The organism is Okeania sp. SIO1H4, from assembly GCF_010672695.1.
Lineage (GTDB): Bacteria > Cyanobacteriota > Cyanobacteriia > Cyanobacteriales > Microcoleaceae > Okeania > Okeania hirsuta.
The window spans coordinates 686,620-712,480 of the sequence record NZ_JAAHGB010000006.1; the positions used below are offsets into that span (position 1 = coordinate 686,620).

The 25,861-nt window shown below is 34.5% G+C and carries 14 protein-coding genes and 2 pseudogenes; 9 read left to right on the forward strand and 7 right to left on the reverse strand.

Going from position 1 to position 25,861, the window contains the following annotated elements:
• The first annotated feature begins 81 nt into the window (after positions 1–81).
• Complete coding sequence (lepB, locus tag F6K06_RS07195) at positions 82–732, forward strand: signal peptidase I (protein WP_124143228.1); 651 nt, start codon at positions 82–84, stop codon at positions 730–732.
• Between the two features lie 365 nt (positions 733–1,097).
• Here lepB and F6K06_RS07200 read toward each other — a convergent pair.
• Positions 1,098–1,281: pseudogene (locus F6K06_RS07200) on the reverse strand (IS630 family transposase); the annotation flags it as partial.
• Positions 1,282–2,183: 902 nt separating this feature from the next.
• Here F6K06_RS07200 and ftsZ point away from each other — a divergent pair.
• Positions 2,184–3,455, forward strand: coding sequence for a cell division protein FtsZ (ftsZ, locus tag F6K06_RS07205; protein ID WP_287238830.1), 1,272 nt, complete (start codon positions 2,184–2,186; stop codon positions 3,453–3,455).
• Between the two features lie 289 nt (positions 3,456–3,744).
• The gene (gene thiD, locus F6K06_RS07210) at positions 3,745–4,557 is read left to right on the forward strand and encodes a bifunctional hydroxymethylpyrimidine kinase/phosphomethylpyrimidine kinase (protein ID WP_124144938.1); all 813 of its coding nucleotides are present in this window, start codon (positions 3,745–3,747) and stop codon (positions 4,555–4,557) included.
• A gap of 357 nt (positions 4,558–4,914) precedes the next feature.
• On the opposite strand, the gene F6K06_RS07215 is transcribed toward thiD, so the two are convergent.
• Positions 4,915–5,343, reverse strand: a complete 429-nt coding sequence (locus F6K06_RS07215; protein ID WP_124144937.1) for a late competence development ComFB family protein — start codon at positions 5,341–5,343, stop codon at positions 4,915–4,917.
• A 222-nt stretch (positions 5,344–5,565) separates the two neighbouring features.
• Complete coding sequence (gene dndE / locus F6K06_RS07220) at positions 5,566–5,958, reverse strand: DNA sulfur modification protein DndE (RefSeq protein ID WP_287238834.1); 393 nt, start codon at positions 5,956–5,958, stop codon at positions 5,566–5,568.
• Between the two features lie 1,351 nt (positions 5,959–7,309).
• Between dndE and F6K06_RS07225 the strand changes: the two genes are divergently transcribed.
• Positions 7,310–9,061 (forward strand): hypothetical protein, encoded by a 1,752-nt coding sequence (locus F6K06_RS07225; protein WP_287238836.1) that lies wholly within the window; start codon positions 7,310–7,312, stop codon positions 9,059–9,061.
• Positions 9,062–9,590: 529 nt separating this feature from the next.
• Here the strand turns inward: F6K06_RS07225 and F6K06_RS07230 are convergent.
• The 4 genes from F6K06_RS07230 to ftsH3 all read right to left on the reverse strand — a co-directional run bounded on the left by F6K06_RS07230 (position 9,591) and on the right by ftsH3 (position 14,769).
• Positions 9,591–10,130, reverse strand: a complete 540-nt coding sequence (locus tag F6K06_RS07230; RefSeq protein WP_287238838.1) for a tachylectin-related carbohydrate-binding protein — start codon at positions 10,128–10,130, stop codon at positions 9,591–9,593.
• A gap of 165 nt (positions 10,131–10,295) precedes the next feature.
• Complete coding sequence (locus F6K06_RS07235; protein WP_353734846.1) at positions 10,296–10,889, reverse strand: hypothetical protein; 594 nt, start codon at positions 10,887–10,889, stop codon at positions 10,296–10,298.
• Between the two features lie 1,567 nt (positions 10,890–12,456).
• Entirely contained in the window at positions 12,457–12,792 is a 336-nt protein-coding gene (locus F6K06_RS07240) for an IS200/IS605 family accessory protein TnpB-related protein (RefSeq protein WP_205127361.1), read from the reverse strand.
• 135 nt (positions 12,793–12,927) lie between these two features.
• Positions 12,928–14,769, reverse strand: coding sequence for an ATP-dependent zinc metalloprotease FtsH3 (gene ftsH3 / locus F6K06_RS07245; RefSeq protein ID WP_124144933.1), 1,842 nt, complete (start codon positions 14,767–14,769; stop codon positions 12,928–12,930).
• A gap of 635 nt (positions 14,770–15,404) precedes the next feature.
• On the opposite strand from ftsH3, the gene F6K06_RS07250 reads away from it, so the two are divergent.
• From F6K06_RS07250 to F6K06_RS07265, 5 genes and pseudogenes are all read left to right on the forward strand, one after another.
• A complete protein-coding gene (locus F6K06_RS07250) occupies positions 15,405–16,283 on the forward strand; it encodes a tetratricopeptide repeat protein (protein WP_124144932.1) in 879 nt (292 codons plus the stop codon).
• A 54-nt stretch (positions 16,284–16,337) separates the two neighbouring features.
• Positions 16,338–16,418, forward strand: a pseudogene (locus F6K06_RS33800) (hypothetical protein); the annotation flags it as partial.
• A gap of 15 nt (positions 16,419–16,433) precedes the next feature.
• On the forward strand, positions 16,434–17,117 hold the full coding sequence (locus tag F6K06_RS07255) for an FkbM family methyltransferase (RefSeq protein ID WP_124144931.1): 684 nt from the start codon (positions 16,434–16,436) through the stop codon (positions 17,115–17,117).
• A gap of 322 nt (positions 17,118–17,439) precedes the next feature.
• Positions 17,440–17,709 carry a hypothetical protein gene (locus F6K06_RS07260; protein WP_124144930.1) on the forward strand — a complete coding sequence of 90 codons (270 nt, stop codon included), beginning with the start codon at positions 17,440–17,442 and terminating at the stop codon, positions 17,707–17,709.
• 173 nt (positions 17,710–17,882) lie between these two features.
• On the forward strand, positions 17,883–25,376 hold the full coding sequence (locus F6K06_RS07265) for a methyltransferase domain-containing protein (protein WP_287238846.1): 7,494 nt from the start codon (positions 17,883–17,885) through the stop codon (positions 25,374–25,376).
• Positions 25,377–25,861: the final 485 nt, after the last annotated feature.

The following is a 25,861-nucleotide window of genomic DNA, read 5'->3' on the forward strand; positions in this document are numbered from 1 at the left end:
TCAAAAAAACTTAATTACCTAGTTGTAAAACCCATAAACAAAACCAGTATTTTAAAATTAATTATTCGATGGATATAAATGATGAATCAAGAAGAAAAATCAAAACATAAAGAAAATTCCAATGAAGAAAATCCTTTGATTGAGTCAATCAAAACTATTGGACTTAGCGTGATTTTAGCTATAGGAATTCGTCAATTTGTTGCTGAAGCACGTTATATTCCTTCTGGTTCGATGCTACCAACTTTACAAATTAATGACCGTTTGATTATAGATAAATTGGGTTATCAATTTAAAGATCCAGAAAGAGGAGATATTGTGGTTTTTAATCCAACAAATGAACTTAAAACTCAGTACAAAGATGCTTTTATTAAACGGATAGTTGGATTGCCTGGAGATCGAGTAGAATTGAAGGATGGAAGAGTATATTTGAATGATCAGGTAGTAGAAGAAACTTATGTTGCTTCAGATTTGAATCCAGCAGAACTTGAGGCAAGAAAAATTAATCATCAACAAACTAGAATAGATGTTTGTCCTCCTGATAAAAGGTTTCTTTCTCAACCTGTGACAGTGCCTCCAAATTCTTATTTAGTTATGGGGGATAATCGTAATCATAGTTATGATGGACGATGTTGGGGTTTTGTTCCTTATGAAAATATTATTGGTCGAGCTATATTTCGCTTTTGGCCCCTCGATAGTCTTGGTACAATAGATGAATTACCATTGTACAAATGAAAGTTATTTTACTTATTAGTGCTGACCATTCAAGCCTTATTGTTGAAATACTGAAGTTGATTTTTTCATCATCTTAAAAAAGGAGAGTTGAGAGCTGATTTTTTGGTAAAAATTTTTAGAATTTAAAATTAACATTTAATTGCCGTCGGAGGAGTTAAGTTATTAAATTTCAATAGCTCTAGACCTGACAAACTCCTCATTTTTACAAAATTATTTCATAGTCAGGGTAATGCTATTTTTACTTCTGTAATTATGAATGCTTCAGAAAAAGTCATATCTAGGAAAACTCAAAACTAATTCAGACTCTAGGACTATAGTTATTCAGTCGAAGCAAATTAATAGAGTTATTTCCATCAATACAATAGACATTCTTGGACTGACTCAAATCGACTCTCATCAATATATACAAGCCTTTCTATCCCATATTTTTTTATCAATTCTCCCTCGTAATTTATAGTATTTTATTCTTTCAAGTCTATTTATTTCTCGATACCTTAATTCTTTTTTTTGTGTGATTTTCATTTGATGCAGCGCATAACCAATTGAACTAATAGACTTGTCGCGAAATAAAACCTTAAAGTGAAATGGGAAAATTCTGGTTTTCACTGATTAAATTATCCTGCCATTAAGTAGAAATTCCAGAGTCCAGCCACAGTGAACATGAAGCGATCGTCGCGCCAGAGAAAGAGAAGATATTGCCAGACAAAACTACTCATAAATTAGTTAAAGAAAATGACTTAATTGCCGTTGAAAACTTCAAGATTAAAGGAATAGCAAGAAACACGAAACTCTCAAAATCAATTAGACTTGTCGCTTTATAACTTAAAAATCACCCAAAAACCTTGTTCTGTAAGGATTGTAGCTATTGGATAGCAAAAATGCTTGGAATTATTGCTCTGTCTAGGTTAGAGTTATTTTTTCCCTTTATTTAGCGACAACTCTATTGATGATGTAGCTTGGGGTATGGATTGAAAAATTGAATGCAGTGGCGGTAAAATGCGGTGTTCATGTAATTAAAGTCAACCCGAATCATACCTTTCACTCATTGTAGTAATTGTGGTCAGAAAGTACCATTAACTTGATCAGTTAGAATTAATTCTTGTCCATTATGTAAAATAGTTTTAGATAGTCCATTATGTAAAATAGTTTTAGATAGAGATGAGAATGCTGCAATTAACATATTGCAATAAAACATTAAACGAGGTGGGTATCATCTTGCCTGCTTGTGGAGGCGTAAGACGTTAATCAACCTGTGTTCGTGCAGCGTTGCGCCAGCAGGAGCAAGAAACTTCTTTGTTTGAGAAGCTCCCGTTATTATCTCCGATTTTAACGAGAGATAACTTCACCATACTTTAGAATATGACTAATTAACCTATGCTAAGAGCTATTCTGGTAATAAGGTATAAATTAAATTAAAAGTCAAAAATACTATATATCTACCATCCCCAAAAATGATAGTGAATAATCAACAAGGGGTCAACAGTGAAAGTCCCCAATCCCAAGGACAAGGAAATTTTCCATTACCAAAAAATGTCTCTAATCCCTTTCGCAATAGCTCGGGACTTTATGGAGAACAAAATTATGACCCCAAAGCCACCCCAAAGGAAGAATCTAGGAGTGATGATATTGTGCCAAGTAATACAGCAAAAATTAAAGTAATAGGTGTTGGAGGGGGTGGCGGCAATGCTGTTAACCGAATGATTGCTAGTGAGGTTTCTGGTATAGAATTCTGGACAGTTAATACAGATGCCCAAGCTCTAACCCTGTCCAATGCTCCTAAACGCTTACAACTTGGACAAAAACTCACAAGAGGTTTGGGGGCAGGGGGTAATCCGGCTATTGGCCAAAAAGCGGCTGAAGAATCTAGGGATGAAATAGCTAATGCTTTAGACCACCCCGATTTAGTATTTATTACTGCTGGAATGGGAGGTGGCACTGGTACTGGTGCAGCACCCGTTATAGCTGAAATTGCTAAAGAAGCAGGATCTCTGACAGTGGGTATTGTGACGCGTCCCTTCACTTTCGAGGGAAGACGTCGAATTACTCAAGCTGATGAAGGAGTTGCTGCTTTACAAAGTAGAGTTGATACTTTAATCGTAATTCCCAATAATCGTTTGCTATCTGTAATTAATGAACAAACTCCCGTACAGGAAGCTTTTAGAATTGCAGATGATATATTACGTCAAGGTATACAGGGAATTTCAGATATTATTACTGTGCCTGGGTTGGTGAACGTTGACTTTGCCGATGTACGAGCAGTGATGGCAGATGCAGGTTCGGCGTTGATGGGAATTGGTATGGGGTCTGGGAAGTCTAGGGCAAGAGAAGCAGCAAATATGGCCATTTCTTCTCCTTTACTGGAATCTTCTGTGGAAGGAGCTAGAGGGGTAGTATTTAATATTACTGGCGGAACTGATTTAACGTTACATGAAGTTAATACTGCTGCTGAGACTATCTATGAAGTTGTCGATCCTAATGCCAATATTATTTTTGGGGCTGTAATTGATGAGAAATTGCAGGGAGAAATCAAAATTACTGTTATAGCAACTGGTTTTAGTGGAGAAGCACAAATAAATCCTACCCAGGAAATATCACAGCCAAGAAGGTCGATACCAACTCCAACTCCAACTCCAACTCAAAGCACTGAGAAGCAGAAAAAATTACCAGGATTGGATATTCCTGATTTTCTGCAAAGGCGACGGACTCCACCTACTAATAGATAGATGGTTAAAGCAAGGGAATTTTCTTGATATTGACATCCAGGTCAATTCTATTAATTGTTATATCAAATTTGTTGGCCTTGCACGGCAGTGCAATTTAAAGAAGTTGATTAAGTTAATAGTAGTTTAGTTAGAGGTAAATTTAGGCATTCTTTAGTGGTTAACACGTTTATATAGTGTGGCACTATAGGTTTAACTATAGTTTATAAATGTTATGCAGTATTTGTGCATAAGTTCTATTTATTTAAAAGTAACTACAGACTATTGACTACTGACTACTAAATTTGATAATATGAATAATTTAAAGGCATCAAGTATTCCTGTTGCTTTGACTATTGCTGGATCTGATAGTGGTGGTGGAGCGGGTATTCAGGCAGACCTGCGTACTTTTGCTTTTCATTGTGTTCATGGTACGAGTGCTTTGACTTGTATTACTGCTCAAAATACTTTGGGAGTAAATAGGGTTGACGCTTTGTCCCCAGAAGCGGTAAAAGCACAAATTCAAGTTGTTGTTACGGATATAGGCGTACAAGCAACTAAGACCGGAATGTTATTGAGTCAGGAAATTATCTTGGCCGTAGCTGAAGAGATAGAAGCTTTAAATTTAAATAAATTAGTAATAGACCCAGTGATGGTCTCCCGTGCAGGTGTTCAGTTGATTGATGATTTGGCTGTGGAAGCTATACAGAATGTTTTGCTGCCTAAGGCGACTATTGTTACTCCTAACATTTATGAGGCAGAGATTTTTACGGGTTTAGAGATTAATAACCTAGATGATATGCAGATGGCTGCTCAGGAAATTCACAGGCTAGGAGCAAAAACAGTTTTAGTCAAGGGGGGAGCCATGAAGAATGAGTTACTAGGAGTAGATGTTTGGTTTGATGGAGCGCAGTTTGAAATTTTAAGGACTGCTACGGTGGAGACTAATAATACTCATGGCACTGGTTGTACTCTCTCGGCAGCTATCGCTGCTAATTTAGCTCAAGGGAAAGATTTATTTTCTGCAGTTAAATTGGCGAAGGATTATGTCACAAATGCTTTGGAGTATGCTTTAGAAATTGGTCTTGGTCAAGGGCCAGTAGGACATTTTTTCCCTTTATTATAGCAGAAGTAAGAATGTTTTAGCTATCTATCTCGATCTTGCGAGAAAAATTTAAGAAAAAAATTGGCTAAATGGCTAATGGTTAAGTTGGTAATAGCCATTTCACAATATACTTAGGGCTTGCTGATTAAAAATCAAAGCATTGACAGATATAAGGTTGTAGCATTTTTTTGTCTAAAAAAGTATAAGCTTTTCGGTGGAAAGAGCTGCATAAAGCTAGTATTTTAGGACGATTATGGCAGAAAAATCAAGGGACAATTTTTCCGACGACCCCCTCTATAATTCCCATTTCTCCTGACTTCTGAGGAGGTCTTCCTGACTCCTACCTCTACCAAAAGACTTTCCATACGCAAACCCTACTTATCTTCTAGAACTCCCTAAGTGATAGTACTGACTATGCTTCCAATTATAATTTTTACTGCTTTCTTTATTTTCTGCCGTAGATCCTCCTGCTTTTGTTACTAAGGAGGATACTTTTTTGGTTTCCTCTGTAAATAGAGGAGTTGAGCTTTTCAACAAGTCTCTTTGTACTGCTGCAAAAGCATGACGTACGACCACCACAATCTCCTTTCTATAATCTTCTTGTGCTTTTTTTGTTTGAAACTTCCAGCCTTCCTGACTAGAAGCATATAAGGGTGGGAGACGATTCAGCGCATAAGTTTCTACATCAACTCGCTTAATATATTTCGCTAACTTTTGAGGTAATAAGGTAATTTGGCGATTTACTTCCTGTGCTACCATATCTTCCATGACATTTAGATATTTCTTTTTAGAGTTAGCATGAATCATTGCATATCTCCTTTTTATTGTTCCAATATTTAACCTACCTAGCTGTTGTACCTCCAACTTTAGGATAAGAATGCTTCTATACTATTAACTTAGTTTATTACTTGTATTGACTCAACTTCTTCTATTATTTATTTACAATTTGATGTAACAATTTAGTTACATAAATTATATTTACTCTACATAACAAGAGATACCTAAACATTAAATGTTTAGAGTTAAAATTTAGTCGAGAGAAGGAATCACAGTTGCAATTAAGTCTTCTATCCTTTTGATATTTGGGTTACCAGCTAAATATCCAATACCTCGATGCAAGTGTAGACGAAACTGAGTGGCCAAAGTTTCTCTTTCTATGCCTATTCGATCATTATAACAACGTTGCTTTAGAGCTAATAAAAAGATGTCAGAAAATTCTCCACCGAAAATTCTCCATGTTAATTCTAAATTACTATCAGCAGGGGTTGGTACTAGAGAGGGAATGCTTGATTCTGCTAAAGAGCAACAAAATGCCCAACGACAAAGAATATTCCATTGGTCTATTTTGGTATTACGTTTCAGCTTAGTTAACTGATCTTTAGCTGTTTGAGAAAGTCGTATTCTTTCAATTGGTGGTTCCATTAAAGGTCTTAAAGTTGCTTATTAAGTAAATGTTATGAGTCTGATGATATCACAATAAATTTTGATGATAGACCTGGCGTTGGCCATACAGTATGGTGTAGAAAATTACATATAACTTAATGGAGTTATCGTTAGTTATAATCAACATATTTTTTACTAGATTTTTGTCATCAACAAATTAGATAGTGCTAAACAAGTAATTATTTTTCTTGTATATCTTCGTCATGGGACTTACACCCTCGTAGAGTGATAAAATAGTCTCAAATATATACAGATAGAGAGCTTCACGTCAAAAAGGTATAATTCTTTGACTACCAAGGGTTCCAGGCATTTTTAGGGCATTGACGTAATTCCCTTATGCAGACAGATTCTTCCTGCGGAATGCTACGCAAATAGGCATTTTTTGACCATAAAATGTGTAAGTACCACTAATAATTCAAGGAATTTAGCGACTAATATTATTACATATTTAGAACTGCAAAAAAATAAATTGATTGCATTTTTAGTTCTATTTTTAAATTGAAATTATACAGTTTTTTTGCTTTTAAAAATATTAAATTAATCATAATAAAATTTATAATATATTTCAATATGTCAATCTTTTTTGAATAGATTCAACCATTTTAATTTACCAATTAAAATCAGATAACCCTGTTTTTTTTAAAGCTTTATAAAGCAATTGATGCGGTATTAATATAGCATTTTAACCTGTTTAAAGTATGGTTTTTGTATTTTTATTTCAGCTAATATTTCCGGGATAATGTTCTCTGAAAACCAGAATACTGTAACTTACCAGTATGATAATTTTTATAGTGGTAATTATACAAAATCGAGTTGTAAAATAGTCTCAAGCATATACAGAAAGAGGCTTTGATGTCAAAAAGGCATAAATCCTTAATTACCGAATAATTAATAATTAATAATTAATAATTAATAATTAAATAATTCTGGTTTAAAGCTTCCCATTTTAAAGGAAAAAAAAGTGGTCGTTAGCGGAGCTTCCCGTAGGGTGGGATGGCGTTTGCTACCGCAAAGCTTTCCATTCCGGAATGCTACCGCAAACGCTAACAGCGGAGCGAGTCTGCAAGAACGGGTCTCCTCGCCATATCCAATCGAACAAGAGAAAAAATAATATTTCCTGATATTCAATCCTCTCGGTTTTAACCAAAGGTAATTATCAATTATCCATTAATGAACAAGGGTTCTAGGAATTTTTATGGCATTGACGTAATTCCCTTATCTAGACTGACTATCAGCCATTTTTTGATCATAAAATGTTTAAGTCCCAATAGTATAAAAAATTATTTTAAATATCTGTTAAAATCTGCCTATTCAATCAATTCTTGATTATATGTTAATGACAAATATACATAAATTTTTAACTACCCCTATCGTAGATGAAAAATCTTGTAAAGGGGTGATATTTTGGTTTAGCCTTAGCATGACTTTTGCTACAATTTATGCTTTTATGACACTTAAAAAAGCTTTTGCTAGTAGTCTGAGTATTCAAGATGATGCTAGACAACATATTTTTTGGATGCAGCGTTTTTTTTATCCAGATTTATTCCCCAATGATTTAATTGCTAATTATTTTCAGTCAGTAGCTCCAGCAGGATATACTTTACTTTATAAAAGTGCAGCAATTATAGGAATTAACCCGTTTATCTTTGCCAAAATTATCCCTTTTATTTTGGGTTTAATTTGTACTTACTATATTTTTCAAATCTGTTTAGAGATATTACCAGTACCAATGGCAGGATTTATTGCTGCTTTGGTAATGAATCAAGCTATTTGGATGAAAGATGATGTTGCTTCTGCTACACCTAGAGCATTTGTTTATCCATTTTTTCTGGCTTTTTTATATTATTTACTCCAAGGTTCATTGGTCAGAATGGGAATAGCGATTGCTCTGGTCGGATTATTTTATCCTCAATATGTATTTATTGCTTCTGGCATTCTAATTTTCCAACTAATTTACTGGAAAAATGGGAGGTTTCAGTTATCATCAGAAAAACGGACTTTTCTATTTTGTGGAGTTGGTTTAAGCACGGCATTTTTTGTTTTATTACCCTACGCTTTAAGTTCTTCAGAATTCGGACCTGCTATTAGTCGAGAAGCAGCAATGGAATTAAGAGAATTTTATCCAAATGGGAGGAGTACTTTTTTTCACGTTCATCCAAAAGATTTTTGGTTAACTGGCAAACGTAGTGGAATGTTTCCCAAGTCTTTATTTACTCCAGCTACTCAATGTGCGGGGTTAGTATTGCCGTTTTTATTGGCTTTTAAATCTGCTTTTCCTTTAATCAGAAATATTACTAATAGAATTTGGTTGTTAGTACATCTATTACTGTCATCTTTGGCAATGTTTTTCATTGCTCATGCCTTACTTTTTCGGTTACATCTTCCGAGTAGATATACAGGATTAAGTTTCCGCATAATTATTGCTTTGGCAACGGCGATCGCTTTAACTTTAATTATTGATGCTTTGTTTAATTGGGCAGAAAATACACAAAAATCTCCTGTAAAAATTCAGGGTATTATTTCCTTAATTTTAACAAGTTTAATTATGGCATCTCTGGTGTTATATCCTGCTTTTGTTAAAGGTTTTCCTCTGGTGAAATATAAAGTGGGTAGAGCTACAGATTTATATGAATTTTTTCAAGAACAACCTGAAGATATTCTGATTGCTTCTTTGGAGGAGGAGGCAAATTTGTTACCTACATTTGCTCAACGTTCTATTTTGTTGGGTAGGGAATATGCTATTCCTTATCAAGTTGGTTATTACAGTCAATTTCGGCAACGAACTATAGATTTAATTGTTGCTCAATATAGTTCAGATTTAGCAGATGTGAAAAATTTTATTCAAAAGTATGGAATTGATTTTTGGATGTTACATCGTGGTAGTTTTACGCCAGAATATATTGAGGATAATAGTTGGTTAATGCAATATGAACCTGCACAGGATGCGGTTACTTTTTTGCAGTTGGGATATATTCCTGCTTTGGCAACAACTATATCTACTTGTACTGTTTTTGAGAATGATAGTTTATTGGTTTTGGATGCTAATTGTATTTTGGGGAAGGGAGTAGGGAGTAGGGAGTAGGGAGTAGGGGTTTGGTCTCCAAACCTAAGAGTTTAGTAGTGAACTGTTTTATCTAAAATTATGCAATGGCAAATTTTTAAGGTACAACTTTCTCTTGCCACAATGGAAATTCATTTTATGAAGCACCCAGGCAGAGGTGGTGGGTAGTGAAATTTTCTTTCTATTGCGTATAGAGCAATAGTTAATTCATTTTATGAAGCACACCGGCAGAGGTGATGGGTAGTGAAATTTTCCTTCTATTGCGTATAGAGCAATAATAAATTCATTTTATGAAGCACCCAGGCAGAGGTGGTGGGTAGTGAAATTTTCCTAACCAAAGCGTAACGCACTAACCAAAATATTTGGAATAGAAATATTTGACAGAGGTGGTGCGTTACATTTCACTTTCATGTCAGGCAGTGTTTCATGTTGGCTATTACGTCGAAAACGCACCCTACTAAATATTCTCTACTTTTAGATGAAACAGTCCACTACTATGGAGCGTATTAGTGAGTAGTTTCCTATTCCCAGAAAAAAAGGATATTCTTCTTTAGAAAATCTTGCTGTAAATATTCCAACCGCTAGATATTACCTTTTCATTACCATTGTTGTTAAAGTTATTCAGGTTTGGCGAGCCACTATAGCTATAGTATGATAATTCTCCATTAGGTTTCTGAGCAAATAGAATACCAGAACCTCCTGAAAAAATCTTGCTGTAAATATTCCAACCGCTAGATATTACCTTTTCATTACCATTGTTGTTAAAGTTATTCAGGTTTGGCGAGCCACTATAACTATAGTATGATAATTCTCCATTGGGTTTCTGAGCAAATAGAATACCAGAACCTCCTGAAAAAATCTTGCTGTAAATATTCCAACCGCTAGATATTACCTTTTCATTACCATTGTTGTTAAAGTTATTCAGGTTTGGCGAGCCACTATAACTATAGTATGATAATTCTCCATTGGGTTTCTGAGCAAATAGAATACCAGAGGTACCTTGGGAATTCACAACAGATGTAAAAATTGTTAAGAGAGCGATAATACTTGCAAGTAAAACCTTTGCTATGCGACTTTGTATAATTTTCATTTCTAGCCCTTCCTTTACTGTGGTTAAACGTAAATGTGATAAGAATTAAAAATTTTTGATTAAATATCCTAATTACACCAGGCTTTCATTACTGAAATATTTTATATTTATTTAAGGATTTAGTTTTATGAGGGATGAATTTAAGAAAATCTAGGGATTAAGCATTCAAGAATTTTCTTGATATTCTCGAAACGGTTCCAAAATAATTCCTAAAATTTTATCAACTTCCTTGACATAATATTCCACTGCATCGATACGCACAATTTTTTCTTCAAGTGTTAAAAATTTCCAATTTGTTCCGGTTGTAATTGCACCATAAATAACTTTAACTGGATTATCAGCTTGCTGATTAAATAATTGCGCTCCGACCATACTAGCAACACATTGTCCTAAGCCACGAATAATATTTTCATTTTTAGCTTCAACAATGGTAATAACTGGAGCAGTAATGAAATATTGTTCAGAAGAAAAACAGAGCAAAAAATCACAATATCCCTGTAATCCTAAATCTGCTTCTACATTAAATTCTGTTCCTGAAAAAAGACTAATTCGATAATTTAATTGCCGTCTCACATCAGCTAAAATTTGAGAAATTAATAGTTCAGAACGAGCTTTTTCTGTATTAATAGCTGTTGCTAATGGAATATATTCTCGTAAGATAGTTGTGAGAATTTCAGAAGGTTTAACTGGTTTAATTTGGGCGAATAAATCTTGATTTTCTTCTAAGGTTAATTCAAAATTTGTCTTGGCTATTTCCAATGTGAATTTACTGTAAGAAAGATTGCTCATATAGGACAAGTCAAAAGTCAAAAGTCAGAGTTCAGTAGGTTGGGTTTCACTGCCGTTCAACCCAACAAAACCTTACTAATGTTGGGTTTATCCTAACGGATAATCTCTGCTAACGGGATGTCGCGATTTTTTCTGAGGAGCTTCCGAGAATGAAAAAAAAATTGGTGATTTTCCACTCAATCGTCATAGATGGAAAGATTTGATGAGGGAAAAATCAGTATTCTTCAGGTAGCTTCAGAGAATGAAAATCTTGGTGGTATTGCTTCTGGGAAAAAATTCCTAAATAGTTCACCGCCTCTAAGCAAGGAAATTTGGTTGAATAAAAAGTCATGCGTATAGGCAAGCAACTCCATTCAAATTTGATGATATCAGAATTTTTGTGAGGATGCAACCGGAAATTCCTTTGAGTCGCGATTTTTTTCGGAGCTTCAGAGAATGAAAATCTTGGTGGTATTGCTTCTGGGAAAAAAATCCTGAATAGTTCATCGCCTTTGAGTAAGGAAAATTAATTGAATAAAAAGTCATGCGTATAGGCAAGCAACTCCATTTAAGCCTGCTAAATTTAGGAGAAGAAAGAATTAGAAAGTGGTGAGTGGATATCAAGATTTAGATGCACTTTTTGAGGATCTGGATAATAGTTAATTTACTATTATTGAATGACTGTATAATTTGCATAAATTATCTTTTCTTTTACGGGTTTAATCACCCACAGTCAAAGGGGGTGCTGAAAATTGTTTGGGGTTATTAAGATATTAAGGTGATCGGTCATTGACTATCCATAAGCAATTTTCCTTTCTGCCTTTCGGTCCGAATGCTGCACAAACACACTTCTGATTTCTGACAATTTGAATTCTTCTGCTGTAGCGATCGCTCCAACTAATTAGAGTATGACAAAGTAATCAGAAAATTATCATTACCTTCTATTCTACTTTCTTCAAGGGAGCGCAAAATTAATTTCAAAAACAAAACTAAATTGCGACCCTTTTGTATAATTTATACTAATTAAATTTATTTTTAATATTATTTATATTAATCAAAAACCCCTCATTTTTCGCTAATTATTACAAAATATTTCACGAACTTGCGTTATTTCAGCGATTTGTATCATACTCTGTACATTAAGATATAATGCCAATGTTATATTTAAATCTAAAAAAAGACCTTTTCAAGAGAGCTACAACCTTGTATTTACGTTAATTGCATCTCAAATCTGGTAATTTTCAGCAGAGTCAGATAACTTCAAAAAAACAAATTTTGAACAAGTATAAATGCTTAAGTAATTCTAGCTATTGACAAATAGTAGATAATTAACACGTAAATTCCAGACACTCAATATCGGCAGTCCTGCAACCGTAATGGTATTGATTGAACTTAAGACAAATTACCTAATGATGTTAGCTGTGATTACCTCAACCGTACGAAAAAAGCTGTAGAAAATCGATCTGAGCTTTTATCTTGATATTGGATTAACCAATATTGGCTGTACGGCACAGCTCACTATTCCCTCGGCAGTAAATGCCCCTGGGAATTTCTTATCTTATATCTGAAGACTACCATTAACGTCGGCATTAATTACTTTACCTGTTGCACTTCTGAATAAACCACGTTTGACTCGCTTGCCTACATAGTTTTCATGGCATATTGGTTTTTCTAGATCGATAGCAGATGTTTTACTGGTGTAACTTTCTTCCGTTTCAACAACTTTGATACCAACCAGTTGACATTTATAAGTTATCTGTTGAATTAGCTTAGAGTGTGGTATTTGGGTAAAGTTTTGATTGTTTTTTTTACCGATGTTTGCACCTTGTTTCCAGTTATTATTTTGGCCTATGACTACAGTACCAATATTATTTACGGAGATTACATAATTCATACCTTCAACAGCAACGCCAACAAAAGAAAAATATAGACTACCCTAGAATCATCCAAAGTAGCCATATATTAATAATTTAACGCCAAATTTTTCCTTCTGCCTTCTACCTTCTACCTTCTACCTTCTGCTATAACCCTAAATCAAAGCCGCCATCTTCACATCATTAGTTGCCAACAACTCCTGTAACTCATCAGAGTCTACAGTCTCCTTATCAACCAACATCTCGGCTAACTTATCCAAAATATGACGGTTACTTACTAATACTTCCTTCGCCCGACGATAAGCTTGTTCTACCAAATTGCGCACCTCATCATCAATAGCAGCAGCAGTTTCCTCAGAAAAATCACGCTCCGCCATAATATCCCTACCTAAGAACATATTACCATTCTGGCGACCAAGAGCAACTGGACCAAGGCGATCGCTCATGCCAAAGCGAGTCACCATTTGCCTTGCCACATTAGCAACCTGCTGTAAATCGTTAGAAGCACCAGTAGTCACCTCTTCATCACCAAAAATAATCTCCTCAGCCAGACGACCACCCAAAGCTACAGCCATCTGATTTTGTAGATAAGCACGAGAATACAAACCAGAGTCCATCCGGTCTTCGCTAGGAGTAAACCAAGTCAAACCACCAGCACGACCGCGAGGAATAATACTAATTTTCTGTACTGGGTCATAATCAGGCATCAACGCTCCGACCAAAGCATGACCAGCTTCGTGATATGCTACTAACTCCTTGCGCTTCTCGCTCATTACTCGGTCTTTCTTTTCTGGACCTGCTAATACCCGGTCAATAGCATCATTAACTTCATCCATAGAGATTTCAGTTAAGTTACGACGAGCTGCCAGAATAGCTCCTTCATTTAATAGATTAGACAAATCTGCTCCAGTAAATCCAGGAGTTCGACGAGCAATTTTTTCTAGGTCTACATCTTTAGAGAGACTCTTACCACGAGCATGAACATTGAGAATTTCGAGACGACCTGCATAGTCAGGACGGTCTACTACTACTTGACGGTCAAAACGACCTGGTCGGAGTAGGGCAGCATCTAGAACATCCGGACGGTTGGTAGCCGCAATAATAATGATACCTGTATTACCTTCAAAGCCATCCATTTCGGTGAGTAGTTGGTTGAGAGTTTGTTCTCTTTCATCATTACCACCACCTAAACCAGCACCCCGTTGACGACCCACCGCATCAATTTCATCTATAAATACGATACAGGGAGCGTTAGATTTTGCCTGTTCAAATAGGTCGCGGACGCGGGAAGCACCTACACCTACAAACATTTCTACAAATTCAGAACCGGAGATGGAGAAGAATGGTACTCCTGCTTCTCCAGCTACAGCTTTTGCTAATAGGGTTTTACCTGTTCCTGGAGGACCTACTAATAATACTCCTTTGGGAATTTTTGCGCCTACTGCTGTGAAGCGATCAGCATTTTTGAGGAAGTCTACTACTTCTGTTAGTTCTAGTTTGGCTTGTTCGATACCTGCTACATCGCCGAATGTGACTTGGGTTTGGGGTTCCATTTGGACTCTTGCTTTGGATTTACCAAAGTTCATAGCTTGGCTACCAGGTCCACTTTGGGCACGACGTAGTAGGAAAAATAGTCCCACTAATAATAGGACGGGGAAGAATAAACTACTTAATGCTCTAACCCAGAAACCTTCTTCGCTTTGGGGGAGTACGGAAATGTCTACGTTGTTTTTGGTGAGGATGTTTATTAGGTCTGGGTCGTTGGGTAGGTTAACGCGGACTATACTACCGTCGGCGACTTTGACTCGTGCTGCTGTACGGTCGGCGCTGATGCTTACTCTGTCTACGTTTTTGGTTTCTACCTGCTGAATAAATTGACTATATTTCCAGGTTTCGCTGGTTTGGGGTTGTTGATCGAAGAATGCTGTTGCTAAGGCGATGACTACTATTGCTAATAGGGCATATAGGCCAGCATTTCTCCACCTTTTATTATTCACTGGGGTTGCTCCTTCTTATCTTTTTATACTATTGGGACTATTTTTTGATCCAGGTATATTAACTTATGTTAACTGATTTCTAATATAATATCACAGTAGATTAAAGTCAAAAGTCAAAAATCAAAAGTCAAAAGTAAGAAATAAGAAGTAAATTATGGTGGTCAATAGAAGTCAATGATTCAATAAGTATTTATGCTTTATATTTAACTGATAATTTGACTCCTGATAAATGAAGGTGGCTTCTATAGTATAAATACCTAAGCAAGCTACGGATTTTATACTAATTTTCATGTTACAAATTGAAGTGCGGAATGTGGGTTATAAGGAAGGAAAGCTTGTGGGGAGCAGGGGAAAAGGGGGAAAGAGTATAGATTTTTGGCAATATTACTTAACTTAAGTTCTCAAAAGAATGTACTTTTCAATATGAGAACTCTAGATGATTGAGGAAAAAGCCTCTGGAACACTTACACATAACTTGTCTATTTTGTCAAGTTTAATGTTAATAAAGCTTTTATCTTAAATTAAAAGCGATAGCTGATAGCTGACGGCTGAATGCGTAGCATTCCGTAGAAAATGCTTACCGCAATTATGCAATGTCCGATTATCATCATATCAAATACTAATGCTCAAATAATATGACTAATTTGAACTATCTAGAAACTTCAGGATGGCTCAATTCATTAAAAGAAGGAAAATCTATAGATTATAATTATCATCCTCTTCCTTGGTATTCTTATCCTGCTATTGAATTTATTGAGGATAAGTTAAAGAGTGATTTTCGAGTATTTGAATATGGGAGCGGACAGTCAACTTTTTGGTACGCTGACCGAGTTAAGCAGGTGGTTTCTGTAGAACATAATCCTGATTATTTTGTCAATGTTTCAACTTATATTCCTCAAAATGTGAAGCTAGTTTTGAGGGAAGATAGGCAAAGATATGTTGAGGAAATTCAGAATTATGAGAATGGTGATTTTGATGTGATTATTATTGATGGAATTGAGCGAGTTAAATGTGCTGAAATATGTGGTGAAAAATTATCTAAAAATGGCTGGATAGTATTTGATAATTCGGATAGAGAGGAAAATGATAGGGGAGTAATTTTGCTTCATCATCAAGGATTTAAACGTATTGATTTTTATGGTTTAGTACCTAGTCAAAGATATAAAAGCTGTACTTCTATTTTTTTTCAAAGTGATGATTTTTTATCGGATTTAAAATTACCTAGTCAAAAGCAGTCTTGCTTGGGTATTTCTTTGGGTCAAGGTGAAGCAAGAGCTAAAAGAAAAAATAAAAATCTAGACAGTCAAAATCATCAGATTTTGGCTTATTACGAAGCTATTAAAAATCAACCTTATGCTGCTGAAGCTTATCAGGGATTAGGGGATTTTTATTATTCTAAAGGTCAAATTGAAAAATCTATTCGTTCTTATAACAAAGCAATAAAATTACAACCAAACTTGGCAATAGTTTATGCAAAACTAGGCAAAATTTATTCCCAAAAAGGTCAGCTATAACAGGCGATCGCTTACTATCAAGAAGTTATTACACTTGAACCAAAATCGGCAGGTATATATTGGAGTATTGGTGATATTTTACAGCAACAAGGTAGATTATTTGAGGCTAAGATTTATCAGCAAAAGGCATTAGAAATAAAACCAGATTTAATGAGAAAATCTTATGCTTTGAATCAGCTAGATCTTAAACTTGCTTCTTACTTAACTTGGGAAAATGGATTTTTTATTGAAGCTGGGGCGAATGATGGGATAAGTCAAAGTAATACTTTATATTTTGAGAAGTACAAAAATTGGCAAGGTGTTTTGATAGAAGCAATACCAGAGTTAGCAGAAAAATGTAGAATTAATCGCTCTAAGTCAGCGGTAGAAAATTATGCTTTGGTTCCTTTTAATTATGGTCAGGATTATATAAAAATGTACTATTGTAATCTTATGTCTTTTGTTGATGGAGCTATGAAGTCAGAGGAAGAAAAAAAGGTTCATTTAAAAGCGGGTTGTCAAGTTCAAAATATTAATCATAGTTATGAAATTAATGTACGAGTAAGGACACTAACTGCAATTCTTGATAAGTATGGAGTTGAAAATATAGATTTGTTTTCGTTGGATGTTGAAGGTTTTGAATTAGATGTGTTGCAAGGTATTGATTTTGATAAATACCAACCAAAGTTTATGTTGATAGAAGTACGTTATGGAGATAGAAAAGCAATTGATTCTTTTTTAAGACCATTATATGAACCTGTTACAGTATTATCTAATTCTATAAATCAGACTTTACCGGAAAGGTCTCATCAAGATATTTTATATAAAGCGACTTCATTAATGGATAATGGATAATGGATAATGGATAATGAATTTAATTTTTAAACCTTCTAGATCAACTATTTCTTTTAGATAATAAAAATATAAAAGTTTTCACTTTTTGTACAAAGATTCCCAAGCAAAATAATTATCAATTATCCATTGGTTAAGCATTCAGCGGTGAGGATTCAGCTTTATTACCTTTAAAGGAGGAAAAAGTAATTGAGATATTTCCCAGAATTAAAAGTTTCTCAGCATTCAGTACTCAGCACTCAGCTATCAGCTTTCTTACCTGATAAGCATTTAGCACTCAGCATTCAGCTATCAGTTTTTATTACTTTGAAAGGAGAAAAAAATCATGGAAATATTTTCCAGAATTAAAAGTTTCTCAGGATTCAGCACTCAGGTATCAGCTATCAACTTTTATTACTTTAGTAAGCATTTAGCACTCAGCAGTCAGCTATCAGCTTTTATTACTTTGAAAGGAGAAAAAATCATGGAAATATTTTCCAGAATTAAAAGTTTCTCAGGATTCAGCACTCAGGTATCAGCTATCAACTTTATTACCGAAAAATCTTGGTCTAAAGCCTCCTCTTTTAAGGAAAAAAAAAGAGAATTTCGTATTTAAAGCCTCCTGATTACAGAGGTACTGATAACTGATAACTGAAATGACTTTCTCCTTCTTAAACAAATCTTTAGTTTAAATTTATTTATCTGTAGACTTATCTACTTTCTTCCTTCTTCCTTCTTCCTTCTTGCCTCTTCCTTCTTCCTTCTTGCCTCTTTCCTATTAAACTAAAAATGACTCAATTTAAATTAACAACTCCTGTAGTCTTAATTATATTTAATCGACCAGATACAACGGCAAAAGTATTTGAGGCAATTCGTAAAGTAAAGCCTCTTCAATTATTTGTAATAGCTGATGCTCCTCGCCTCGATAGATATGGAGAAGTTGAGAGGTGTATGGCAGCAAGAAAGATAATCGATCAGGTTGATTGGAATTGTGAAGTTTTGACTAATTATTCTGAGAAAAATTTAGGTTGTAGAGAGCGTATTTATAATGGATTAAATTGGGTTTTTAGTTTGGTAGAATCAGCAATTATTTTGGAGGATGACTGTGTACCTCATTTAACTTTTTTTAGGTTTTGTGAAGAGTTATTAGAAAGATATCGAAATGATGAGAGGATTATGGCTATATCTGGAGATAATTTTCAGTTTGGTAATAATCCAATAGAGTCTAGTTATTATTTCTCTCGCTATCCCCATTGTTGGGGTTGGGCAACTTGGCGAAGAGCATGGAAAAATTATGATAATCAAATGCAATTATGGTCGAAGCTTAGAGGTAGTAAGTGGTTAGAAAATATTCTACAAAATAGTAGGGCAGTTCAATATTGGTCGGAGATTTTTCAGAAGAATTATCAAGGGTTTAATTCTTGGGCTTATGCTTGGACATTTGCCTGTTGGAATTATCATGGTTTAACTATTTTACCCAAGGTTAATTTAGTTTCTAATATTGGTTTTGGTCAAGGTGCTACTCACACTTCAAGTATTAATAAGTTTGCCAATATGTCTGTGGAGGAAATGATTTTTCCTCTGACTCATCCTCCCTCTATTATTCGTAATATTCCAGCAGACAATTTTACAGAAAAAACAATGTTTAGTGGTGGTTTACAAATTCAAAATGTTCATTGCAAAGTTTGTGGTTCAATATCTCACAAATTTGATAATGCTAAGGTTTTAAATAAATATAATGTTGACTATTTTCAATGTTCTAATTGTGGTTTTGTACAAACGGAAAATCCTTACTGGTTAGGGGAAGCTTATACAGAGGCAATTGCTAGTAGTGATGTGGGTTTGGTTTCTAGAAATCAAAATTTTTCTTTGATTACAGAAAATTTAATTCTCAACTTCTTTAATGCCAATGATAAATTCCTAGATTATGGGTGTGGGTATGGTTTATTTGTCCGGATGATGCGTGACTTAGGATTAGATTTTTATGGATATGATAAATATTGCCAAAATATTTTTTATCAAGGATGGGAAGGAGAAATAAATAGGGAACAAAAATATGAAATAGTCACAGCTTTTGAAGTATTTGAACATTTCATAAATCCTCTGGCAGAAATTGAGAAGATACTGCAACAAACTAGAAATATTTTATTTAGTACAAAGCTATTGCCACCTGATAATCCTCGTCCTAATGATTGGTGGTATTATGCTCTGGAAGAAGGTCAACACATTTCTATATTTAACAAAAAAGCATTATCTGTAATTGCTCAAAAGTTTAAACTTAATTTATGTTCGGATGGAGAATCTCTGCACTTATTAACAGAGAAAAGTTTATCAAATTCCGAGTTTCACAGCATATTTAGGATAGGTAGATATAAACCTGAGAAAAGGAAAGAATCTTTAACTGAGGTAGACTATGAAAAAGTGACAGAAAAGAAACTAAAAAATCAGCAGCAGTTAACTGAGTTAGACTCTGAAAATATTGCCGAAAGAAAATCGAAAAATTGGCAGCTATTAGATTTCAAGGTTCTTATTGATGGTGTATTTTTCCAAATAAATAATACAGGTATTGCCCGTGTCTGGAAGTCTTTGTTGGAAGTATGGTCAAAAGATAGTTTTGCTAAAAATATTTTAGTGCTTGACAGAGCAAAAACTGCACCTAAAATTCCCGGCATAAAATATCGTGTTATCCCTGGATATAATTACGGCAGAATAGATGCAGACCGTCAAATTTTGCAGCAAATATGTGATGAAGAAAATGCTGATATTTTCATTTCTACTTATTACACAACACCTATCTTAACGCCATCTATATTTATGGCTTATGATATGATTCCAGAAGTTTTAGCTAAAAATCTTGATAACCCTTCATGGCAAGAAAAACATCGTAGTATTAAACAGGCAATTTCTTATATTTCAATTTCAGAAAATACAGCTCGTGATTTAGTAAAATATTTTCCTCAAATATCTGCCAATTCTGTCAAGGTTGCTCATTGTGGAATTGAACCTAAATTTTCTAGAGCTACTCCTCAAAAAGTTGCTAATTTTAAACAAAAATATCAGATTAATCGACCATACTTTTTGATAGTAGGTGAGAGAATAGGTTGGCTAGGTTATAAAAATACTATGTTATTCTTTCAAGCTTTTGCTAAATTCAAAAAATCCGCAGAATTTGAGATTGTTTGTATAGGGGGAAATAGAAAAGTAGAGCCAGAATTAAGCAAATATATTTCCGGTAGTAAAATTAATTTATTACAACTGAGTGACCAAGAATTAAAATCGGCTTACTCTGGAGCGATCGCTTTAGTTTATCCATCAAAATATGAAGGTTTTGGACTGCCTATTTTAGAAGCAATGGCTTGTGGTTGTCCAGTTATTACTTGTAAAAATGCTTCAATTCCAGAAGTGGCAGGAAGATCAGCTTTATATATTAATGATAATGATGTTAATGGATTGGTAAATGCTTTGGGTGAAGTGCAAAAATCAGAAGTTCGGCAACAATTAATAACTGCTGGTTTAGCACAAGCTCAAAAGTTTTCTTGGTCTCAAATGGCTAAGATTATGACTGATGTATTTATCCAGACTTTTAATCAGATTAAAGTCAATAAATTATCTACTATAGAAGAGCAGAAAAATTTAGACAAAACTCAATTTCAAATAAATCACGGGCAGTTAGAAATACAACGCTATTTTAGGAAGGTTAATTCTTTAGATGAAGCTATGTTTGAGCGAGTGTTAGCTTACAAAGGAACAGATACAGTTTCCCCAGAAGAAAAAAAGCAAGTTAGGAAAGAGTTAATGGAAATTTGGGTGCCACAAATTCTGGAAGGTATCCCTGTTAAACCAGAGTGGAAAGTATTAGAAATCGGTTGTGGTGTTGGTCATCTTATTAAGTATTTGCGAGAAAAATTTGCACGGGTAGATGGTGTAGATATTTCGGAAAATATGATTCAGTTTGCCCGACAATATTTAGCTGATGGGAAACAAAATGGAGAGCTATATATTAATAATGGCGATGATTTGCAACAGTTAGCTGATGAAAATTACGACTTTGTTTTTTCGACGATAGTTTTTCAGCACATCCGTTCTATTTCTATTGTCAAAAGTTATTTCCGAGAAATATTTCGGGTTTTGAAACCGGGAGGATATTTGAGAATTAAAGTACATGACCACAGCGCTGAAAGTTTAGGAAATTTTGATGAGGAAGGGGCAAAAGATCAACAATATTATTTTTCTGGCAATGCTTATACTGAAGAAAAATTAAAAGATTTATTAATGGCAGCGGGGTTTAATTTAGTTTCTTTAAAATCTGCTAAACCTTGGATTTGGGCAACGGTAAGGCGAGAACAAAAAGCAGAAGTTGGTGTAGAAAAAATTCCTCAAATAGCTACTCTCAAAAATAATCAAATGGGTATTGAATATCCAGAAATTAATCCATTGCCAGATAATAACCATCGACCGTTTTGGTCTGTGATGATTCCTACTTATAAAAAGGTCAAATATTTAGAGCAAACTCTCAAAAGTGTATTGCAACAAGCTCCTGCTCTAGAAGAAATGCAGATAGAAGTCGTAAATGATTGTCCAGACCATAAAATTCAAGCTGAAATAGAAGCAATTGTCCGAAAGGTAGGGGGAGAAAGAGTTAATTTTTATCGACATTTTCCACAAGATATTGGTCAAGCTCCGATTTTTAATATTTGTCTACAAAGAGCAAAAGGATATTGGATTCATCTACTCCATGATGATGATTTTGTCTTGCCTGGTTTTTATGAAAAATTACGTCGTGGAATTGAACAAAATACAACAGTAGGAGCAGCATTTTGTCGCCACTATTATATAGATGAAAATGACCAGAAAAAGTATTTGTCTGTGTTGGAAAGAAAAACTCCAGGTATTATAGAAAATTTCTTAGAAAAAATTACTATTGAACAACGAATTCAGGTAGTGGGGATGGTAGTAAAACGTAAGGTTTATGAAAATTTAGGAGGTTTTTGTTCCCAGGCAGATTCGGCGGCTGATTGGGAAATTTGGAAGCGAATAACTGCTTTTTATCCTATTTGGTTTGAACCGGAAATTTTGGCTTGTTTCCGTTTACATTCCTCTTCGGAAACTTCCCGCTTAATGCAGTCTGGCGGTAATATAGAAAATGCTCGGAAAGCTATAGAAATTACTCAAACTTATTTACCAATAAAAATGGCTGAAAATTTATCTAATCAAGCTAGGGAACATTATGCAATTGAAGCAATAAAAATGGCTGCTTCTATGTTGAAAGGAGGAAATACTAATGGAGCGATCGCTCAGATTCGTGAAGGTCTTAAATGTAGTCAATCTCCTTCTGTAGTTAATTTACTTATCTCTGTTTTGGTCAGTGGGGAAACAGATTTAATTAAGACACCAAATCAGTCAGTCAATTCTCCAAAACTTCAGTCAATAGAACAACAAAAAGTTGTTCCTACTGTTGAAACTAATTTATTACCATCTCTGACAGAAATAAATCAAAATATTCAGCTTTATCAGCAAAACCAGTTGGATGAATCAGTATTAGTTAGATTGCAAGAAATCAGAAAAAAAATTGCAGAATTATGGCTGAATATTCAAACTTCGGAAGAACTCAAAAATGTTTACTTGGGAGAATTTGGTCAAGCACATAAAGCATTATTAGCAAGTGGTATTAAAGACGAAACTTTAACTGAAATAGAACAAATATTTGTAGACAAAATAAAAGCTAATATTGCCAAAGGATTTAACCAACCTTTAGCCATTCAATATTTATTGGCAGGAATGCTTTATCAAAGAGCAGATCGACTAGGAATTAAATACGAAAAAGCTCCCATTCCTAGCTGGTTTGCTACAGACTATTTAAAATTTATGTTTGCCTCTCCTCAAGTTTTTCAAGAAATAGGAGAAACGGATAATTATCATCATTTTCTAGTAGGATGGTTGAATTATGTACATAATAATATATCCACTAATCCAGACTCAGAATTATGGCAAGCGATCGCCTGGTTTTTTGTGCAAAATTCTAATTGGATTCCTCTATATTTTACTACTACGCCCAATTTAAAAAATCTCTACATCAAGCGTGCAGAAATTATCGAATTTGCTCTAAAAAATCGTGGGTTAGAGTTAGATTATAAGATGAACGACCGCCCATTTAACCGCAAAAAAATTCGCTTGGGAATTCTCAAAGATCATTACTCTCCCCAAACAGAAACATATTCCTTACTACCAGTATTCGAGTATTTAGACCGGAGTAAATTCGAGGTATTTCTTTATGCAGTAAAATCTAACGCACATCCCTTAGAAAAATATTGCCAAACTCACGCAGATAAATTTCTACAACTACCAGAAGAATTGAAAAATCAAGCACAAATTATTCGCAACGACGACCTTGATATTCTATTTATTGGCTCTAATATTACTGCTACTATCAAAAATTCTACCTTGCTGGCAATACACAAACTGGCCAGAATACAAATTACATCCATCAATTCTCCCACTACCACCGGGATGCACTCCATAGACTACTATATCTCCGGTAAAATTACTGCACCAACAGATACAACCCAAGAACATTACACAGAAAAACTGGCCAACCTAGAAGGTTCCGGACTATGTTTCCGATACGCGATCGCCGACCCTCCCTCAGGAGTAAAACCAATTCGCTCTAGTTGGGGGGCAACCGACCAAACCACCATATTTATTTCTGGGGCTAATTTCTACAAAATTATACCGGAGATGCGGGATACTTGGGCCAAAATCCTAGCAAAAGTGCCCAATTCCATTTTAGTCTTGTATCCTTTTAATCCTAACTGGACTAATTCTTATCGATTTGCCCCTTTTATCAAACAGATGCGGTCTGTTTTGAAACGTCATGGTATCGACAGTAAGCGCTTGGTCGTAATTAAAGCATTACCAAGTCAAGCAGATATCAAAGAATGTTTGAAATTAGCGGATATTTATTTAGACTCTTTCCCTTACGGTGGTGCAACCTCTCTGGTCGATCCACTCATGGTCGGAGTTCCACCAGTAGTTGTTGAAGGAAATGCTTTAAGGTTTCGACAAGCATCAGCATTACTGAGAGAGATAAAGATGGACGATCTTATTGCTGATGGGGAAGAGAGTTATATTAATTTAGTAGTGAAACTAGCAACTAATCCTCAGTTACGTCAACAAAAGCGGCAAGAAATTCTGGAAAAAATTGAGCAAAACCCTTCATTTTTAGACAGTCTTAGTTACTCTACACAGATAGGTAAATTATTTCAAGAATTATTCCAAGAATGGCAAAATATTCACGCGCCAAAAACTATAGAATCTACAGATAAAAATTCTTTAACTTCTGAATTTATCAATCGTTTGATTGGTTGTGTGAATCTCTACGAAATCGATCCTACTGACCAATCTTTAATAGAAGAATTACGTCAAATTCGTAAACAAATAGCTGATTTTTGGTTAGCTGTAGCTCCCAAAGAATTAGAAACTACTTATCAAGGCAAAATTAGACAAGCATATCAAGCTTTATTAAAAAGTGGAATTCAAAACGAACCCCAGACTGAAGACGAACAAAAATTTCTCAAAGAATTAGCTGAGACAAGTATGGGTTTAACTAATCCAAAAGCTGTTAATACACTTTTAGGAGCAATGTTATATTTTCCTCCAAGCAAGATGTTAGTCAGAGATGCTAAAAATCGTTTACCTCAGTGGTTGATAGAAGATTATAAACAGATATTTGAAAGTCGAGAAGTTGCACAGAAGTTGGAAAAAGCTTTTAAATCTAAATCGCCTCATCTACCAGAAAATTCTTCAGTCACAACTGCTGAAGTTAGACCAGAAAAAAATGTAGTTTTAACAGCAAATCAAACAAATAATTTAGACATTTCACAGCAAAAATTTATCAATCAATTATTGGGAAGTGTGAATCTTTACTATATCGATCCATCTGATAAATCTGTAGTTCAAGAGTTGCGTCAAATCAGAAAACAAATGGCTGATTTTTGGATAAATTTAGAAGTGCAAAAACTAGAAACTTTTTACTTGGGTGAAATGGGTAAAGGTTATCAAGCATTACTCAATAGCAAAATTCAAAATGAATCTTTAATAGAAAGCGAACAAGAATTTTTACGACAGTTAGCTGCTCAACTTTCTCAAGGAATAGAAGCGCCGAAAGCTATAAATTATTTATTAGCAGCAATGTTATATTGTCGTTCTGAACAATTACGAATCGAAGATATAACTAAATTGCCTCATTGGTTACTAGAAGATTATCAAAAATTTGCAGGAAATTGATGATTTTTTTCAATCAAATTATTGTGCTAAGTAGATGGATAAAATTATTTGTGCATTTACTAATCAACGATATTCTTTTGACCGAAAAATCCTGGTCTAAAGCCTCCCCTTTTAAGCTATCCCTTATAAGGAACTCCTGAAAACCTTGTGGAGAGCAGGGGAGAAGGGAGAAAGAATCATAATAGATAGGAAAAGCTACTTAAGTTATCAAAACAAATATACCTTTGAATACACTTTTTCTCTGAAAAAAACCTTTTAAAGGCTTGAATATAACTTGTCTATTTTGTCAAGTTTTATGTTAAGTAAATATGTTGATAAAGCATAGCCTTTTAAGGGGATAAAAAGTGAAACAGATAATCAAATAATTGTATCCAAATTAAGTCTGATACAAATTCCCTGTTAAGTTGCATCAAATTGAGAAAAGAAATAGCTGATTTATTGATACGGATTTTTCAATCAAATCATCATGGTTATAGTTACTAAAA

What these genes read in the sequence shown, in the direction of transcription:
- ftsZ (WP_287238830.1), top strand. Translation starts at nt 2,184, where the DNA reads ATGATAGTGAATAATCAACAAGGGGTCAACAGTGAAAGTCCCCAATCC.
- dndE (WP_287238834.1), bottom strand. Translation starts at nt 5,958, where the DNA reads ATGGAACCACCAATTGAAAGAATACGACTTTCTCAAACAGCTAAAGAT.
- F6K06_RS07215 (WP_124144937.1), bottom strand. Translation starts at nt 5,343, where the DNA reads ATGATTCATGCTAACTCTAAAAAGAAATATCTAAATGTCATGGAAGAT.
- F6K06_RS07240 (WP_205127361.1), bottom strand. Translation starts at nt 12,792, where the DNA reads ATGAATTATGTAATCTCCGTAAATAATATTGGTACTGTAGTCATAGGC.
- F6K06_RS07230 (WP_287238838.1), bottom strand. Translation starts at nt 10,130, where the DNA reads ATGAAAATTATACAAAGTCGCATAGCAAAGGTTTTACTTGCAAGTATT.
- thiD (WP_124144938.1), top strand. Translation starts at nt 3,745, where the DNA reads ATGAATAATTTAAAGGCATCAAGTATTCCTGTTGCTTTGACTATTGCT.
- F6K06_RS07250 (WP_124144932.1), top strand. Translation starts at nt 15,405, where the DNA reads ATGACTAATTTGAACTATCTAGAAACTTCAGGATGGCTCAATTCATTA.
- F6K06_RS07265 (WP_287238846.1), top strand. Translation starts at nt 17,883, where the DNA reads ATGACTCAATTTAAATTAACAACTCCTGTAGTCTTAATTATATTTAAT.
- F6K06_RS07225 (WP_287238836.1), top strand. Translation starts at nt 7,310, where the DNA reads ATGTTAATGACAAATATACATAAATTTTTAACTACCCCTATCGTAGAT.
- F6K06_RS07255 (WP_124144931.1), top strand. Translation starts at nt 16,434, where the DNA reads ATGAGAAAATCTTATGCTTTGAATCAGCTAGATCTTAAACTTGCTTCT.
- F6K06_RS07260 (WP_124144930.1), top strand. Translation starts at nt 17,440, where the DNA reads ATGGAAATATTTTCCAGAATTAAAAGTTTCTCAGGATTCAGCACTCAG.
- lepB (WP_124143228.1), top strand. Translation starts at nt 82, where the DNA reads ATGAATCAAGAAGAAAAATCAAAACATAAAGAAAATTCCAATGAAGAA.